This is a genomic window from Lichenibacterium minor, assembly GCF_004137685.1.
Lineage (GTDB): Bacteria > Pseudomonadota > Alphaproteobacteria > Rhizobiales > Beijerinckiaceae > Lichenihabitans > Lichenihabitans minor.
Window position 1 is genome coordinate 12,824 of record NZ_QYBB01000017.1, and the last position, 14,989, is coordinate 27,812.

Consider the following 14,989-nt stretch of genomic DNA (forward strand, 5'->3'; position numbering starts at 1 on the left):
CCGCTTGCTCCTGCGACCGATGCCGCTCACGGCTTCCGCCTTCGCGCCCTTTGGCGCCGTGCTGGCTCACGACGGGGCGGTGGCCCGCACCGTCAACGCCGGCACGGCCTGGCGCACCGATCTCGACGGCTTCGCCGACCGCGCCGCCGGCACGGCGCCTGCCTTCGCGGTCTACCGCCTGGCGCCGCAATGCTTGCCGCTCCCGATCGGCCTGTTCGAACGCCATCCCGGGTCGCCGCAGGTCTTCGCCGCCCTCACGGTCACGCGCTTCCTCGTCGTGGTGGCGCCCTCCGGCCCGGACGGCTCGCCCGACCCGGCGGGTGCCCGCGCCTTCGTCGGGGAGCGGGGCACCGCGCTGCGCTACGCGCGCGGCCAGTGGCACGCCCCCATGGTGGCGCTCGACGCGGGCGGCGACATGTTGATGATCGCCTTCGAACGCGGCCGAAGCGACACCGTCGAACACCGCCTCGCTTCGCCCTTCCTCGTCGTCGCCTGATCCCGAACGAGACCACCCCATGCCCCTCGACATCGACCACGTCCGCCGTCAGTTCCCGGCCCTCGCCGACGGCTTCGGCTACCTCGACAACGCGGGCGGCTCGCTTGTGCTGGAGCGCGTCGCCGACCGCGTGCGCGACTACCTGCTCACCACCAGCGTGCAGACCGGCGCCTCCTACCCGCAGTCGCGCCGCGCCGTCGAGCGCCTGGCCGAGGCGCGCGCCCGCATCGCTCTCCTACTCAACGCCGGGCGCCTCGAGGAGATCGTGCTCGGGCCGTCCACCACCGTGATGTTCCAGTTCCTCGCCCGCGCCATGGAGGGCCGGCTGCGCCCCGGCGACGAGATCGTGGTGACGGACTTCGACCACGAATCCAACATCGGGCCGTGGCGGGCGCTCGAGAAGCGCGGCATCGTCATCCGGACCTGGGGGCTCGATCCCGACACGTTCGAGGTGTCGCTCGACGAACTCGACGCCCTGATGACCGAGCGCACCCGCCTCGTGGCGGTGACGCATTGCTCCAACATCCTCGGCACCGTGAACCCGATCGCCGAGATCGCCCGCCGCGTCCACGCCCGCGGCGCCGAGATCGCCGTCGACGCCGTCGCCTACGCGCCCCACCGCGCCGTCGACGTGCGGGCGCTCGACGTCGACTATTACGTGTTCAGTTTCTACAAGACCTATGGGCCGCACTTCGCCGTGCTCTACGGCAAGCACGACAAGCTGCTGGAGCTCGACGGCCTCTACCATTACTTCTACGGGCGCGAAAAAGTCCCGGCGAAGCTGGAGCCCGGCAACACCAACTACGAGCTGGCCTGGGGATCGGCGGGCCTCGTCGACTACCTCGACGAGCTCGGCGGCGGCACGGGCGACCGCGCCGCGATCGAACGGGCCTACGACGACATCGCCGAACAGGAGACCGCCATCGGGGCGAGGCTGCTCGATTACCTCGGCTCGCGCAACGACGTCCGGGTGATCGGGGGGCGGCGCGCCGGGCCGGAGCGCGTGCCGACGGTTTCCTTCAAGGTGGAGGGGCGCGACAGCGCCGCGGTGGTGGCCTCCGTGGACCGGCACGAGCTCGGCATCCGGTTCGGCGACTTCCATTCCCGCCGCCTCGTCGAGCGGCTGGGCTTCGCGGGGGATGGGGGCGTCGTGCGGGTGTCCATGGTCCACTACAACACGCTTGGCGAAGTCGACCGGCTCGTCGCCGCCCTCGACGAAGCGCTGCGCCGATGAGGCCCGCCGTGACCGGATCGTCGGCGCCGCTCGACCTCGCGATCCGCGGCGGCACCGTCGCCACCGCGGCCGACACGATGCGCTGCGACGTCGGCGTGCGGGACGGCCGCATCGTGGCGCTCGGCGACGACGTGGGGCCGGCCGCGCGGACCATCGACGCCGCGGGCCTGCTCGTGCTGCCGGGCGGCATCGACAGCCACGTCCATCTCGACCAGTTCCAGGGCGAGGGCATCGCGATGGCGGACGGGTTCCGCTCCGGCACCGTCAGCGCGGCGGCAGGCGGCAACACGACCGTGATCGCTTTCGCGTTGCAGCGGCGCGGAGAAAGCCTGCGAGCGGCCGTGGCGGATTATCACGCGAAGGCGCGCGGGGAAGCGCTCGTCGACTACGGTTTCCACCTGATCGTCACCGACCCGACCCCCGGCGTGCTCGGCCAGGAGCTGCCGGCGCTCGTCAAGGACGGGTACCCGTCCTTCAAGGTCTTCATGACCTACGACGACATGGTGCTGACCGATCGCCAGCTCCTCGACGTCTTCGACGTGGCGCGGCGGGAGAACGCCCTCGTCATGGTCCACGCCGAGGGCTTCGATTCCATCAGGTTCATGGCCGACCGGCTGGAAGCGGAGGGCCGCACCGAACCCGCCTCCCATGCGGCATCGCGGCCGGAGGTGGTGGAGCGCGAAGCGACGCACCGCGCCATCGCGCTGGCGGAGCTCGCCGGCATCCCCATCATGGTGGTGCACGTGTCGGGGCGGGAAGCCATCGAGCAGATCGAATGGGCGCGGCGGCGCGGCCTCACGGTCCACGCCGAAACCTGCCCGCAATACCTCGTCCTCACCGCCGCGGACCTCGACCGGCCGGGGACGGAAGGCGCGAAGTTCGTCTGCTCGCCGCCGCCGCGCGACGCGGAATCCCAGGCCGCCGTTTGGCGCGGCCTCGCCGGGGGGACGTTCCAAACCTTCTCCTCCGACCACTGCCCGTTCCGCTACGACGACGCCGCCGGCAAGACGGGCCCCAAGGCGCGGGCCTCGTTCCGCGCCGTGCCGAACGGCATCCCGGGCGTCGCGGCGCGGCTGCCGATCCTGTTCTCGGAGGGGGTCGTCAAGGGCCGCATCACGCTGCAGGACTTCGTGGCCCTGACGGCGACCAACCACGCCAAGCTCTACGGCCTCTACCCGCGCAAGGGCTCGATCGCGATCGGGGCCGATGCCGACATCGCGCTGTGGGACCCCGAACGGCGCGTGACGATCACGCAAGACCTGATGCACCACGGCAGCGACTACACGCCCTACGAGGGCCTGGAGGTGACGGGCTGGCCTGTCACCACGATGGTGCGCGGGCGCGTGGTGTTCGACGGCGGCCGCGTCGTGGCCGAGGCCGGCTACGGTGCGTTTCTGCCGCGCGAAACTTCGGGCCGGCGCGCCTCGCCGGAAGCTGGCTGATAGCCGTCTTCAACGTCACCTCTGACCTGCCCGCGTGACGTCGACGCGAGCGTTCGACGGAGGGGGAGCAGAATGCCCGCTCTCAGGACGCTGCGGGATGTCATCGGACGATCCAGCGCGTTCCCGGGGTCTGCAGGTCCCGGCAGGCCGGGGGAATGGATCGCGGCGCCGACGCCGGCGATGCGGCCGGCAGGGAGGCGGCCGTCTCCATCCGCACGACGATGTGTCCCCGGCCCGTGCCTGCTGCTCCGACGGGAGAATGATTCGAAGAACCGCTTCGAGGCCGGGCTTTCGCTGGCGAAGGCTGTCGTCGTGCCCGCATCCGACGGTTCCAGCGACCTCGACCCGGCGGGATCGGAAGCGCCTGTCCCCGTTCGCCGCCGCGCTCGCCTGCCTGGAAAGCGCCATCGACGGCTCGGGGGCCGGCAGAAACGTCATGGATCATGACCTCGGGCGGGGCAGGACCGCACTTCGCCGCGACACGGGAAGTGTTGCTGGGTTCGAACGACAGCACCGCCGTCGCGCGGCGCAGCACGGTGGAGATGCGTCTGCATCTCCGCCGCCCGGCATCAGAGCGACATGGTCCTCGACGATGGACGTGTGAGCCGCTTGCATCTCGCTGATCGCGGCTGGCGGGCCGAAAGGCCGCCGCCCGTACAGGACCTACGGCGAGCCTGCGGGACGCCGTCCCGCACGCCGGCACGCGGGCGCGGCGCTGGTCGCGGCAGCGCGTCACGCTTCCGGCGCGCGTCCTCCAGGCTCGCCCCCGCCGGCGGCGGGTGCGGCCCTCCGGCGGGGGCCGCGACGCTACGGCTTGCCGCCCTTCGTGCGAGCCTCTACGACTCGGGCCCGCCAACGAGGGGGCCCGCACCATGACCGAAACGGTGACCGACGACGTCTTCGCCAGGGCCTGTCGCTACGGCGTCATGCCCGTCATCGCCATCGAGGACGCGGCCCACGCCATCCCGCTCGCCGACGCGCTGGCCGAGGGCGGCATCCCGGTCGCCGAGGTGACGTTCCGCACCAGGGCGGCGGCCGACGCCATGGCGAAGATGGCGGCCGAGCGCCCGGACTTCCTCGTCGGCGCCGGCACGGTGCTCGATCTCGATTCGCTCGCGGCGGCGCGGCAGAGCGGGGCCAGGTTCGGCCTGGCGCCGGGCTTCGACCCCGCGATCGTCGACGGCGCCATGGCGTCGGGCTGGGCCTTCGCGCCCGGCATCATGACGCCCTCGGAGCTGAGTGCCGCGGTGCGGCGCGGCGTCAAGCTGTGCAAGTTCTTCCCCGCCGGCACGGCGGGCGGCCCGAAGGCGCTCGCCGGCATCTCGGCCCCCTTCGCCCACCTCGGCATGCGCTTCATCCCGACGGGCGGCGTCACCGTGGACAACCTCGGCGAATGGCTGAAGATGGACGTCATCGCGGCCGTGGGCGGCACCTGGATCGCCAAGACGGACGACATCCGCGAGGGCCGCTGGGCCGACATCACCCGCAACGCCAAGGCGGCCGTGGAGGCCGTGAAGCGGGTGCGGCCCTGACCGTTTCGCCGCAAACTTCCTTCTTCGGCGCCGACCCGGAGCGCTTCCGCTTCCGCGCCGCCGATTCCACCCGCGCCGGCATCGACCGCGTCATGGCGCTGGGCCTCGCCGAAGCTTCCAAGATCTTCACCCGTTTCGACGCCGACCGCGCCTACGCGGTCGCGCGCGGGCTGGAAGCGCGGCGCCGCGCGGGCGATCACCTGCCGCTTTACGGGCTGCGGGTGTCGATCAAGGACCTGTTCGACGAGGCCGGCGCCGTCACGGCGGCCGGCTCGGCCCTGCTGCGCGACGGCGCCCCGGCGGTCGCGGACGCGCCCGCGGTGGCGCGCCTGCTCGCCGCCGGCGCGGTGCCGTTCGGCCGCACGGCGATGAGCGAGTTCGCTTATTCGGGCGTGGGGCTCAACCCGCACCACGGCACGCCCGGCAACGCGCGCGACCCGTCCCGCATCCCCGGCGGATCGTCGTCGGGCGGCGGCGTGTCGGTGGGCCTCGGGCTCTGCGACGCGGCGCTGGGCTCCGACACCGGCGGCTCGATCCGCATCCCGGCGGCCTTGAACGGCCTCGCGGGCTGGAAGCCGAGCCAGAACGCCGTGCCTCTCGCCGGCGGCTTCCCGCTCAGCGGCACCTACGACAGCTTCGGGCCGATCGCCCCCGACATCGCCATCTGCGCCGCCGTCCACGCCGCCCTGTCGGGCGAGGACCGGCCCGCGGCGCGGCGCCGGGGCGTGGCGGGCCTGCGGATCGGCGCGGTGTCGACCGTGCTCGCCGACGGCCTCGACGACGCGGTGGGGAACCACTACGCCCGCGCGCTGGCCGAACTGTCCCGCGCCGGGGCCGAGGTGCGCGACGTGGCGGTGCCGTGCTTCGCCCATGCGTCGGACGTCAACGCCACGATCGTGGCCGCCGAAGCCCATGCGATCCACCGCGGGCACCTAGACCGGCTCGACGCGGTCGGCGATCCGCGCGTGCTGCGCCGCATCCGCGCCGGCGCCGCCGTCACGCCCGAAGCCCTGGCCGACGCGAAGGCGCGCCGGGCGGAGGCCGTGGCGGATTACGATGCGGTCGCCCGCGGCTTCGACGTGCTGGTCGGCCCGACCGTGCCGGTGGTGGCGCCGACGATCGCGGCCGTCGAGCGCGACTTCGACCGGCTGAACGCGCTGGTGCTGCGCAACCCGTCCCGCGTCAACCTCGTCGACGGCTGCGCCGCCACCGTGCCGATGAGCGGGCCGGAGGGCCTCGCCGCCGGGCTGATGGTGATGGGCCGCAACGGCGACGACTGGGCGGTGCTGGCCGCGGCGGAAGCGATCGAGGCGGTGCTGCGGCGCGGCTTCGGGCGGTGAAGGCCGGCGCGCCGGCGGGACGCGGGCTCGCTATTCCCCCGCCCGCCGCGCCGCCCACACCGCCAGCTCCTCGGGGAGCACCGGCGTGGCGTCCTGCCGGGCGATGATCTCGTCGATGGTGGCGGGCGTGTAGTCCCAGGCATCGGCGCCGACGTCGCAGGACTGGCTCGTGCCCGGCAGCATGGAATGGGTGTGGCCGTGGAGGTGGCGCGTGCCCCGCCACAGCCCGGGCCAGGAGCGCATCGGGTAATGGGCGAGGTAGAGCCGCACCTCGGCCCCCGAGGCCGACTTCATCGTCACCCGCGCGTGCTCCACCGGGGGCGCCGCCCAGGGCAGCTCGAGCACGCGGTTGGAATCGTGGTTGCCGATCACGAGGCGCTTGCGCCCGTTGAGCCGCGCGAACAGCGCCGCGCAGCGCTCGCGCCCCACCCCGCCGAACACGTCGCCGACGTGCCACACCTCGTCGTCGGGGCCGATGCGGGCGTTCCAGCGGGCGATCACCGCGGCATCGTGCGCGTCGATGTCGGCGAAGGGCCGCATGCGCAGGATGTGGGCGTCGGCGATATGTGTGTCGGCGGTGAAGAAGGTCGTCATGGCGTCTCGATCGTCCGAGCCGATATAGGGCATCGCCGCGCGAAGCGCCCGCGCCGCGGGGAAGCGCCGCAGTCGCCGCATTCCCCCATGGTGCGGCCTGTGGCATGACACCGGGGATGTCCGACCTCGACCCGTCCCAGCGCCGCGCCGCCAGCGCCGACCACCCGATCCAGCTCGTGCTGGCGGGGCCCGGCTCGGGCAAGACGTCGACGCTGGTGGGGCGCTTCCGCCACCTGCGCGACGCCGGCACGGACCCGAACCGCATCATGGCGCTGACCTTCACCAAGAAGGCCGCCGAGGAGATGCGCGTCCGCATCGCGCGCGACCTCGACCTCGACAACCCCGCCGAGCTGCGCGTCTACACGTTCCACAGCCTGGCGCTGCGCTGCCTGCAGCGCAAACCCCACCTCGCCGGCCTGCCCGAGCGCATCGACGTGTGGGGCGCCCACCAGGGCCGCGCCGTGTTCGGCGCGCGGCGCATGTACTGGAACGACGAGGGCGATATCCTCGACATCATCGCGGGCGCCAAGGAGCAGCTGCTCGACGCGCAATCCTACCGCCGGGCGCTGGCGCGGGACGACGAGGCGGGCCACCGGGCGGCCGAGTTCTTCGCCGTCTACGAGGACGCGCTGCGCGAAGCCGGCGCCATCGACTTCGCCGACATGGTGCCGCTGCTGCTGCGCGCCATGGGCGACAACCCCGCCTACGGCCGCGCCGTGGCGGGCGCCGTCGACCACCTGCTCGTCGACGAGTACCAGGACATCAACCTCGGGCAGCACCGGCTGATCGAGCATTTCCGCGGCGGCGGCGTGCACCTGTGGGCGGTGGGCGACGACGACCAGACGCTGTTCACCTTCCGCGCCGCCGACATCCGCTACACGCTGGACTTCAAGCGCCGCCACGGCGACGCCGTGCTGCACCTGCTCGACCGGAACTACCGCTCGACGCCCGCCATCGTGGCCGGCGCGAAGCGCCTCATCGCCAAGAACCGGGACCGCTTCACCAAGGACTACGGGCCGGCGCTGGACGCGGAAGGCTCGGTGGCGATCCGCGGCTATTCCACCCCCGACGCCGAGGTGCGCCAGGTGGTGCGGGCGATCCAAACCCTGCTGCAGGGCGGCATGCCCTACGGCGAGATCGCCGTCCTGTACCGCGCGGGGTCGACGGGCCTGGCCTTCCAGGGCGCCCTCGAAGCGCTTCACATCCCCTTCGACGTGCGCGGCGCCGGCGACCTGTGGCAGAGCGCGGCGGCCAAGCTGTTCCTGGGGGCGCTGTTCTACCTCATCGACGCCGACGACCGCCGCGCCATCGAGAAGATGGGCACGGGCAAGCGGGGCGAAAGCGTGCGGCGGCGGCTCGACAAGGTGCCGCCCGCGCGGTCCTTCGCGGACGCCTGCCGCCATGCCCGGCGCGTGGTGGGGGACGCGCTGCCGAAGAAGTCGGCCGAGCGCGAGCAGCGCGACTGGACCAACCTGTGCGACGCCCTGGCGTCCCTCGCCGCCGACTGCGACGGGCTCGACACGCTGATGGAGCGCATCGCCGAACAAAGCCGCGCCCTGCGCCGCCCGTCCGAGGACGCCGTGGTGCTGTCCACCGTGCATTCCGCCAAGGGGCTGGAATGGGAAGCGGTCTTCGTGGTCGGGCTGGAAGAGGGCGTGATGCCGGTGGCGGGCGCCGAGATCGAGGAGGAGCGGCGCGTCGCCTACGTGGCGGTGACGCGCGCCAAGCGCATCCTCGGCCTGTCCTATTCGGCGGAGCGGGGCGGAGCCAAGTCCAAGCGCTCGCGCTTCGTCGCGGAATTCGCCGGCGACGCCCATGTCGGCACCGACCCCGAGCACCCCGACGCCGACGCCCTGATGCCCTTGGGGCTGCCCTGGCAGAAGGAGCCCCGCCCGATGGCGCCGCGGCCCGAGCGCGCGGCGGCGGCCGAAACGGTGCCGGCCGGCCCGGCGGCGAGCCGGGCGCGGGACGGGGCGAAGGGGAGCGCGAAGCGCGACTATGCCGTCGATCCCGCCGACGTCGCCCCCTATGCGCCCGACCCCGACGCGGCGGCGGCGCAGTGGACGGCACGCGACGACGCGAAGCTCCAGGCGAGCTTCGCGATGGCGGGCGACCTCGACGAGATCTGCGCCGCCACCGGCAAGGCCCCCGAAGCGGTGCTGACCCGGCTCGTGCGGCTGAAGCTCGTGGCGTCGAAGGCGGCGGCGCGGGGGCTGTGGGGGTGAGGGCGCGAGCGGCCTCGGAAGGGGTGGAGCGGCCAGACGGCGTGTCTCGCTGGGGCGGCTCACGATGTCGGAAGTAGCGGTGCTCGACCCACCTACGGCACCCACGGGCTCACCGGAGGTTCCTCGGTTAGGCCGGCGCTGCCCGCCTGAACGGGTTCGTTTCGGGTGCGCCCATCATCCATCAGCGTCGACGGCCGAGCCCGCCATGGCCTGAGCCTGTTGCTATCAGCGCAGTCTCGGTCACGCGCCACTTGCGGTCGAAATGCACCCAGCGCATAGGTCGATCTCAGCATCTCGGATGAAATTCGAGGTAGTCGGAGCATGTGGGATGGGCGCTGGCGGCAAGACATCGCTGAAGGACATGGGCCGGCTTATTATGTGCCTGTTCACGACGGCCAGGATTGGGAGCGGACCGTTTTCAAGGTTCGCCTTCGCCGCCTGCGCGCTGAAGTTCGTCCTGTATGTGGTGACGCAGACAGTCGTCTTGATCGGCACGCCCACCTACACGCGACTGTCCCTGGACGCCGACATGTTGTGCCTGGCTGTCGCCGTCCTCGCGATGTGCCGAGCGAGGGATGCGGGTACGCGCGGCCTCTACGGGTTCCTGGGCGGTATCGCCGCATTCTACGGGGTCGGGTTCCTGCTTCTCTTCGGGTTCAAGGCGACCGGCACCGTCTTCAATGTCTCGACGGTTCGGGTCATCTCGATCGTGCCGCAGGTCACTCTGCTGATCTTCGTCTGGTGGATGTCGAGGCGGCCGAGCGCCTCGTCGCAGCTTGGGCCGGCGTAGTGCGAAGGCGCCGTACCAGCGATAACGACGCGCGCACGCCGACCCCATCCACCACCTCGGTAGACTCTCACACGAGCAAACCCTGCCGAGACGCGGCCGTAGAAAATTCCGCACATCTCGACGGGGTTCATATTTCAGCCTCGGATCGGCCTCGTGAGCTTGGGCTGAAAACGTCCAACCGGCTCGGCGACCTTCCCGCAGGGAGCGGGGTGTTTGACGATCCTGCCGCTCCGGAGCGTTCCTAAGTCGCGCTCTCCGCTCCCACCTTGTCCTGCGTCTTCGTGTCGAAGTCCCCGGCGTCGTGGCGCTCGTGAAGCTGGCTCGACGGCTCGCCCATCACGCGGTTGACCATGCGGCCGCGCTTCACCGCGGGCCGCGCCGCGATCGCGTCCGTCCAGCGCTTCAGGTTGCGGTACTCCTCCACCTGCAGGAAGGTGGCGCTGTCGCCGTACATGGCGCCCTGCATCAACGCGCCGTACCAGGGCCACACCGCCATGTCGGCGATGGAATATTCGGCGCCGCCGAGATATTCGACCTCGGCCAGGCGCTTGTCGAGCACGTCGAGCTGGCGCTTGGCTTCCATGGCGAAGCGGTCGATCGCATATTCGATCTTGGTCGGCGCGTAGGCGTAGAAGTGGCCGAAGCCGCCGCCCAGGTAGGGGCCGCTGCCCATCTGCCAGAACAGCCAGCACAGGGCCTCGGTCCGCGCCTTGGCGTCCTTCGGCAGGAAGGCGCCGAACTTCTCCGCCAGGTAGAGCAGGATCGCGCCCGACTCGAAGACGCGCACCGGCTCCGGCCCGCTCCGGTCCATCAGGGCCGGGATCTTGGAGTTCGGGTTGACGCCCACGAAGCCGCTGCCGAACTGGTCGCCCTCGTTGATGCGGATCAGCCAGGCATCGTATTCGGCGCCGGCGTGGCCGGCCGCCAGCAGCTCCTCCAGCATCACCGTCACCTTCACGCCGTTGGGCGTCGCCAGCGAGTAGAGCTGCAGCGGATGGCGCCCGACGGGCAGTTCCTTGTCGTGCGTCGCGCCCGACACGGGCCGGTTGATGTTGGCGAAGCGGCCCCCGTTGCCCTGCTTCGGGGTCCACACCTGCGGGGGAACGTAGTCGGTCTCGTCGGTCATGTCGGAAACTCCGGGCTCGGCGGCTGGCCCGCAGCGGGGTCGGCCGCGCGTCCTGCCTCCAACGATCGGAGGGGCCGTTCGGGTGCGCGGGGTCCGGCAGGTTCGTTCGCCGCGGTTTCGGCCACGATCGGCCCGGCCGCGCCGCCGCGCCGCCACGGTGGCGACACGATGGCGCCGGCGGGCCCCGCGGGCGCCGCCGCGGGGCCGTCGCGCCCCGGAAGCGCGGCATCTTTGCACCGGTTTTAAGCGCCGATTAACCAAACTCGGCCCCAATGTGACGTCACAGGACTGGCGTGGTTCCCTTCGAAACGTCCGCGGCGGCGGGCGCGGGAGCCCATCCCGAAAGCGAGGCGAATGACCGACGCGACGTTCACCCCCGACGATGTCGCCCCGTTCGACCACGGCCGCCTGTCCCAGCGGCACTCCACCCTGACCATCGCGGGGGCCGGCGCCGTGACGCTCGGCGTGCTGGTGGGCTCCTGGCTGCTGGATTACCGCGCCGGCACAGCCCATCCCGTCGACATGGACCCCGGCACCGCGCGCCTCGCCGCCGCCTTCCACACGCCGCCCGCCCCCGCCCTGCCCGCCCTTCCGCGCGCCCAGCCCGCCAAGCCGGCGACGCCGGACGCCGTCGCGGCGCTCCCTTCCGCCGGGGGCGCGTCGCTGCTCGACCCCGGCTTCGCCCGCGGCCCCGCCCCCGTGGCGCTGTCGGGCGGCGCGCCCTTGGCGGCGCGCTTCGCCGCCGCCGAACCGGCCGGCGCGGTCGAGAAGCCCCAGCCCGGCCCCGTCGTGGCGGTGGTCCCGGCGGCGGGCCCGAGCTTCGCCATGATCGTGCCCCTGCCCGGCCTGCACGACGAGGCGCCGACGCCGCCCCTGCCCCCGGCCGAGCTCACGGCCTCGGCCGAACAGAAACCCCAGCTCGAAGCCGTCCCGCTGCCGACGCCGCGCCCGGCCCTCCCCTGGGCGGCGCCCGAACAGGACCGGCAGACCCGCCGCGCCGTCGCGCGCAACACCGACAGGGCCCCGACCCCCGCGGCGCCCGGCCCGGTCGCGTCGGCGGCGCCGTCCGACAACCGCGGTTTCCTGGAGAAGTTCTTCGGCGCCTTCCGGCCGTCGGGCCAGGCGCTGGGCTACGCGTCGGCCGAGGACGGGCTGTTCGGCCGGTCCGGCCTGCCGGGCGGCCCCGCGACCCCCCACGACCGCTACACCGCCGTCTACGACATCTCGGCCCACACCGTTTACATGCCGGACGGCACCAAGCTCGAAGCCCATTCGGGCCTGGGCGGCATGATGGACGACCCGCGCCACGTCACCGCGCGCAACACCGGCCCGACGCCGCCGCACCTTTACGACCTGACGCTGCGGGAATCCCTGTTCCACGGCGTGCAGGCGCTGCGGTTGAGCCCCGTCGGCGGCGGCGGCGTCTACGGCCGCGACGGGCTGCTGGCCCACACATACATGCTGGGCGCCAACGGCCAGTCGAACGGCTGCGTGTCGTTCCGCGACTACCAGGCGTTCCTGCGCGCCTACCAGAACGGACAGGTGAAGCGCCTCGTCGTGGTGGCGGGCGGCCTCGGCTGACCGCGCTCGACACCCTCCTCCGCCGGGCTTAAGAGCCGCCCCAGGCCGGGCACCACGATCCGGCGGAGACATCCACCCATGTTCGAAATGCGAAAGCTCGGCCGCACCGGGCTCGACGTCACGTCGATCTGCCTCGGCACCATGACCTGGGGCCAGCAGAACACCGAAGCCGAGGGCCACGCCCAGCTCGACCTGGCGATCGGCCGCGGCATCAACTTCATCGACACGGCCGAGATGTATTCCATCCCGCCCAAGGCCGAAACCCAGGGATCCACCGAGCGGATCATCGGGACGTGGCTGAAGTCCCGCGGGGGGCGCGAGCGCATCGTCATCGCGTCGAAGGTGTCGGGCCGCTCGTCCAACGAGTGGCTGCGCCCCGGCGGCAAGCCCGCCCGTCTCGACGAAGCGAACATCCGCTACGCGGTGGAGCGGAGCCTGGAGCGCCTGGGGACGGACTACATCGACCTTTACCAGCTCCATTGGCCTGACCGCGCCGTGAGCCTCTTCGGCGCCGGCGGCAACGTGTTCCGCGACCTGCCCCGCCCCGACGATTCCGTGCCGATCGCCGACACGCTGGGGGCGCTCGCGCGCCTCGTCGAGGAGGGCAAGATCCGCCACGTGGGCCTCAGCAACGAGACGCCCTGGGGCACGATGCGCTTCCTCGCCGAAGCCGATGCCGGCCGCGGGCCGCGCATCGCCTCGATCCAGAACAGCTACAACCTGGTCAACCGCAACTACGAGCTCGGCCTGGCCGAGATCGGCCTGCGCGAGGACGTGGGGCTGCTCGCCTATTCGCCGCTCGGCCAGGGCTACCTCACCGGCAAGTACCAGGGCGGCGCCCGCCCGGCCGGCGCCCGCACGACCCTGTTCAACCGCGGGCAGCGCTACGAGAAGCCCGGCGTCGCCGAGGCCATCGGGGCCTACCTGAAGCTCGCCGCCGAGTTCGGGCTCGACCCGACGCAGATGGCGCTGGCCTTCGTGACGTCGCGCCGGTTCGTGTGTTCCAACATCATCGGCGCGACCACGCTCCCGCAGCTCGAAACCGCGCTCGACTCGGCGAAGGTCGCGATCTCGCCCGAGCTCGAGGACCGCATCGACGCGATCCACCAGGTGCACCAGAACCCGGCACCCTGAGCTTGATGGCTTCGGCCCGGCGGGGCAGGATCCCCGCCGGGCCCACGGAGGAAGGATGCATGACGCCGCGCTACGAGGTTCGCCGGGAGGACGACGGCAGCTGGACGGTGGTCGACACCGCGACCGACCTTCCGGCCGTGGTCAACGACATGCCCCAGCTCGGCCATTCCGAGGAGGACGCCCGCGGGGTGGCCCGGGAACTCGACGAGCTTATGGGCGACGACGACGGGTGAAGCAGACGTCCGTGGGTCGACCCGCGGATGCCCGCTCAGGACGGCTTCGCCGGCTCGCCCAGCCCCGCGAGGTCCCGGTGCCACACGCTGCCGTCCGCGGCTTCACCCGTCCCGATGGCGAACGCCTTGTCCATGTAGCTCGCCCCGAAGGGGGCCGCGGGGTCGAACGGCACGGCGCGGTCGATGTAGGCGAGCTCGAAATCCTGCCCCAGGCGGCGCGCCGTTTCGGAGGCCGCCGTCACCTCGGCCGCCGCCTGCGCCTTGAACACCGTCGACAGCGACCGGTAGGCGATGGGCAGCGTGCCCTTGGCGGTGACGGCGAACTCCGGCGGCAGCGTGTTGTTGACCACCGCCCAGACGTGGACGCGCCGGCGCGGCGCGGCCGCGGCGATCATGTCGGGCCGGATGAAGATCTGCGCCGTGGCGACGCCGTCGACATGCATTTCCCGGATGGCGCGGCCCCCCGCCGCCGCGGCGATCATCACGGGCGGGAACACCGCCGGCACGCTGGCCGAGGCCACGAGGACGTCCCTGAACAGCGCCGCCGCCTCAGGATTCGGGCTCGCCGCGATGGCGCCCATGTCCCACACCACGGGGCGCTGGGCGTCGAGGTTGGTCGACACGACGAGCAAGCGCCGTCCGCGCCGGTGCTCGGCCGCCACCCGGGCCAGGAACTCCGGCGTGACGTAGCTGTCCACCATGCGGCGGAGCGGGCCGGAGTCGAGCAGGCCGTCGCCCGTCGCGATGGCGATGAGGTTGGCGGGCTCCGCCACGCCGCCCGCGCCGTCCCCCGTGTAGAGCCGGGCCAGCGTGGCGTCGTAGGCGGACCCCAGAAAGGCGAAGGGCGCGATGAGGGCCCCGGTCGACACGCCCGTGACGACGTCGAAGCTCGGCCGCGTGCCGCGCCGCGTCCAGCCGTCGAGCAGGCCGGCCGCGAAGGCGCCGCCCGCGCCGCCGCCCGACAGGGCGAGGACGTTGACGTCGTGCGAGGGGATCGGGCCCAGCACCGCTCGGGCGAGGTCGCGCGCCGGCGCGTCGCCCCAGGCGCGCACGGGGCCGAAGCCCGGAACGGCGGCGGCGGCTTGCTCGGCGGCGGTGAAGGGCTCGCGCGGCGTCAGCGCGCAGGCGCCGAGGAAGGACGACAGGGCGAGGGCGGCGAGCAGCTTGCGCTGGATGGGCATGCGGGACCGTTTCGGACGTCGGCGCGGCCTTTGCCAGGACGCCGGGCCCACAGGGTGGCGAGCCGGGGTTGCGCCGGACTG

13 protein-coding genes are annotated in these 14,989 nt (G+C 72.5%); 10 read left to right on the top strand and 3 right to left on the bottom strand.

Annotation, left to right across the window (positions count from 1 at the left end):
* Nucleotides 1-4: 4 nt before the first annotated feature.
* From D3273_RS15240 to D3273_RS15260, 5 genes are all read left to right on the top strand, one after another.
* Nucleotides 5-496: an ureidoglycolate lyase gene (locus D3273_RS15240; RefSeq protein WP_129227748.1), complete on the top strand. Its 492-nt coding sequence runs from the start codon at nt 5-7 to the stop codon at nt 494-496.
* 19 nt (nt 497-515) lie between these two features.
* A complete protein-coding gene (locus D3273_RS15245; protein ID WP_129227749.1) occupies nt 516-1,730 on the top strand; it encodes a cysteine desulfurase-like protein in 1,215 nt (404 codons plus the stop codon).
* An 8-nt stretch (nt 1,731-1,738) separates the two neighbouring features.
* Nucleotides 1,739-3,172, top strand: coding sequence for a dihydropyrimidinase (gene hydA, locus D3273_RS15250; protein WP_281011298.1), 1,434 nt, complete (start codon nt 1,739-1,741; stop codon nt 3,170-3,172).
* A gap of 872 nt (nt 3,173-4,044) precedes the next feature.
* Nucleotides 4,045-4,704: a bifunctional 4-hydroxy-2-oxoglutarate aldolase/2-dehydro-3-deoxy-phosphogluconate aldolase gene (gene eda, locus D3273_RS15255; RefSeq protein ID WP_129227751.1), complete on the top strand. Its 660-nt coding sequence runs from the start codon at nt 4,045-4,047 to the stop codon at nt 4,702-4,704.
* Nucleotides 4,705-4,796: 92 nt separating this feature from the next.
* The gene (locus D3273_RS15260) at nt 4,797-6,044 is read left to right on the top strand and encodes an amidase family protein (RefSeq protein WP_129227752.1); all 1,248 of its coding nucleotides are present in this window, start codon (nt 4,797-4,799) and stop codon (nt 6,042-6,044) included.
* Nucleotides 6,045-6,074: 30 nt separating this feature from the next.
* On the opposite strand, the gene D3273_RS15265 is transcribed toward D3273_RS15260, so the two are convergent.
* Entirely contained in the window at nt 6,075-6,638 is a 564-nt protein-coding gene (locus tag D3273_RS15265) for a metallophosphoesterase (RefSeq protein ID WP_129227753.1), read from the bottom strand.
* A gap of 116 nt (nt 6,639-6,754) precedes the next feature.
* On the opposite strand from D3273_RS15265, the gene D3273_RS15270 reads away from it, so the two are divergent.
* Both D3273_RS15270 and D3273_RS15275 read left to right on the top strand, forming a co-directional pair.
* A complete protein-coding gene (locus tag D3273_RS15270) occupies nt 6,755-8,863 on the top strand; it encodes an ATP-dependent helicase (protein WP_165359509.1) in 2,109 nt (702 codons plus the stop codon).
* A 328-nt stretch (nt 8,864-9,191) separates the two neighbouring features.
* On the top strand, nt 9,192-9,653 hold the full coding sequence (locus D3273_RS15275; protein WP_129227755.1) for a hypothetical protein: 462 nt from the start codon (nt 9,192-9,194) through the stop codon (nt 9,651-9,653).
* A 241-nt stretch (nt 9,654-9,894) separates the two neighbouring features.
* Here D3273_RS15275 and yghU read toward each other — a convergent pair whose 3' ends face one another.
* Nucleotides 9,895-10,779 (bottom strand): glutathione-dependent disulfide-bond oxidoreductase, encoded by an 885-nt coding sequence (gene yghU / locus D3273_RS15280; protein ID WP_129227756.1) that lies wholly within the window; start codon nt 10,777-10,779, stop codon nt 9,895-9,897.
* 354 nt (nt 10,780-11,133) lie between these two features.
* Between yghU and D3273_RS29185 the strand changes: the two genes are divergently transcribed.
* The 3 genes from D3273_RS29185 to D3273_RS28275 all read left to right on the top strand — a co-directional run bounded on the left by D3273_RS29185 (nt 11,134) and on the right by D3273_RS28275 (nt 13,727).
* Nucleotides 11,134-12,360, top strand: a complete 1,227-nt coding sequence (locus tag D3273_RS29185) for a tlde1 domain-containing protein (protein WP_245501188.1) — start codon at nt 11,134-11,136, stop codon at nt 12,358-12,360.
* A 78-nt stretch (nt 12,361-12,438) separates the two neighbouring features.
* Nucleotides 12,439-13,494, top strand: coding sequence for an aldo/keto reductase (locus D3273_RS15290; protein ID WP_129227757.1), 1,056 nt, complete (start codon nt 12,439-12,441; stop codon nt 13,492-13,494).
* Nucleotides 13,495-13,553: 59 nt separating this feature from the next.
* Complete coding sequence (locus D3273_RS28275) at nt 13,554-13,727, top strand: hypothetical protein (protein WP_165359510.1); 174 nt, start codon at nt 13,554-13,556, stop codon at nt 13,725-13,727.
* A gap of 35 nt (nt 13,728-13,762) precedes the next feature.
* On the opposite strand, the gene D3273_RS15295 is transcribed toward D3273_RS28275, so the two are convergent.
* Entirely contained in the window at nt 13,763-14,908 is a 1,146-nt protein-coding gene (locus D3273_RS15295) for a patatin-like phospholipase family protein (protein ID WP_129227758.1), read from the bottom strand.
* Between the last annotated feature and the right edge of the window lie 81 nt (nt 14,909-14,989).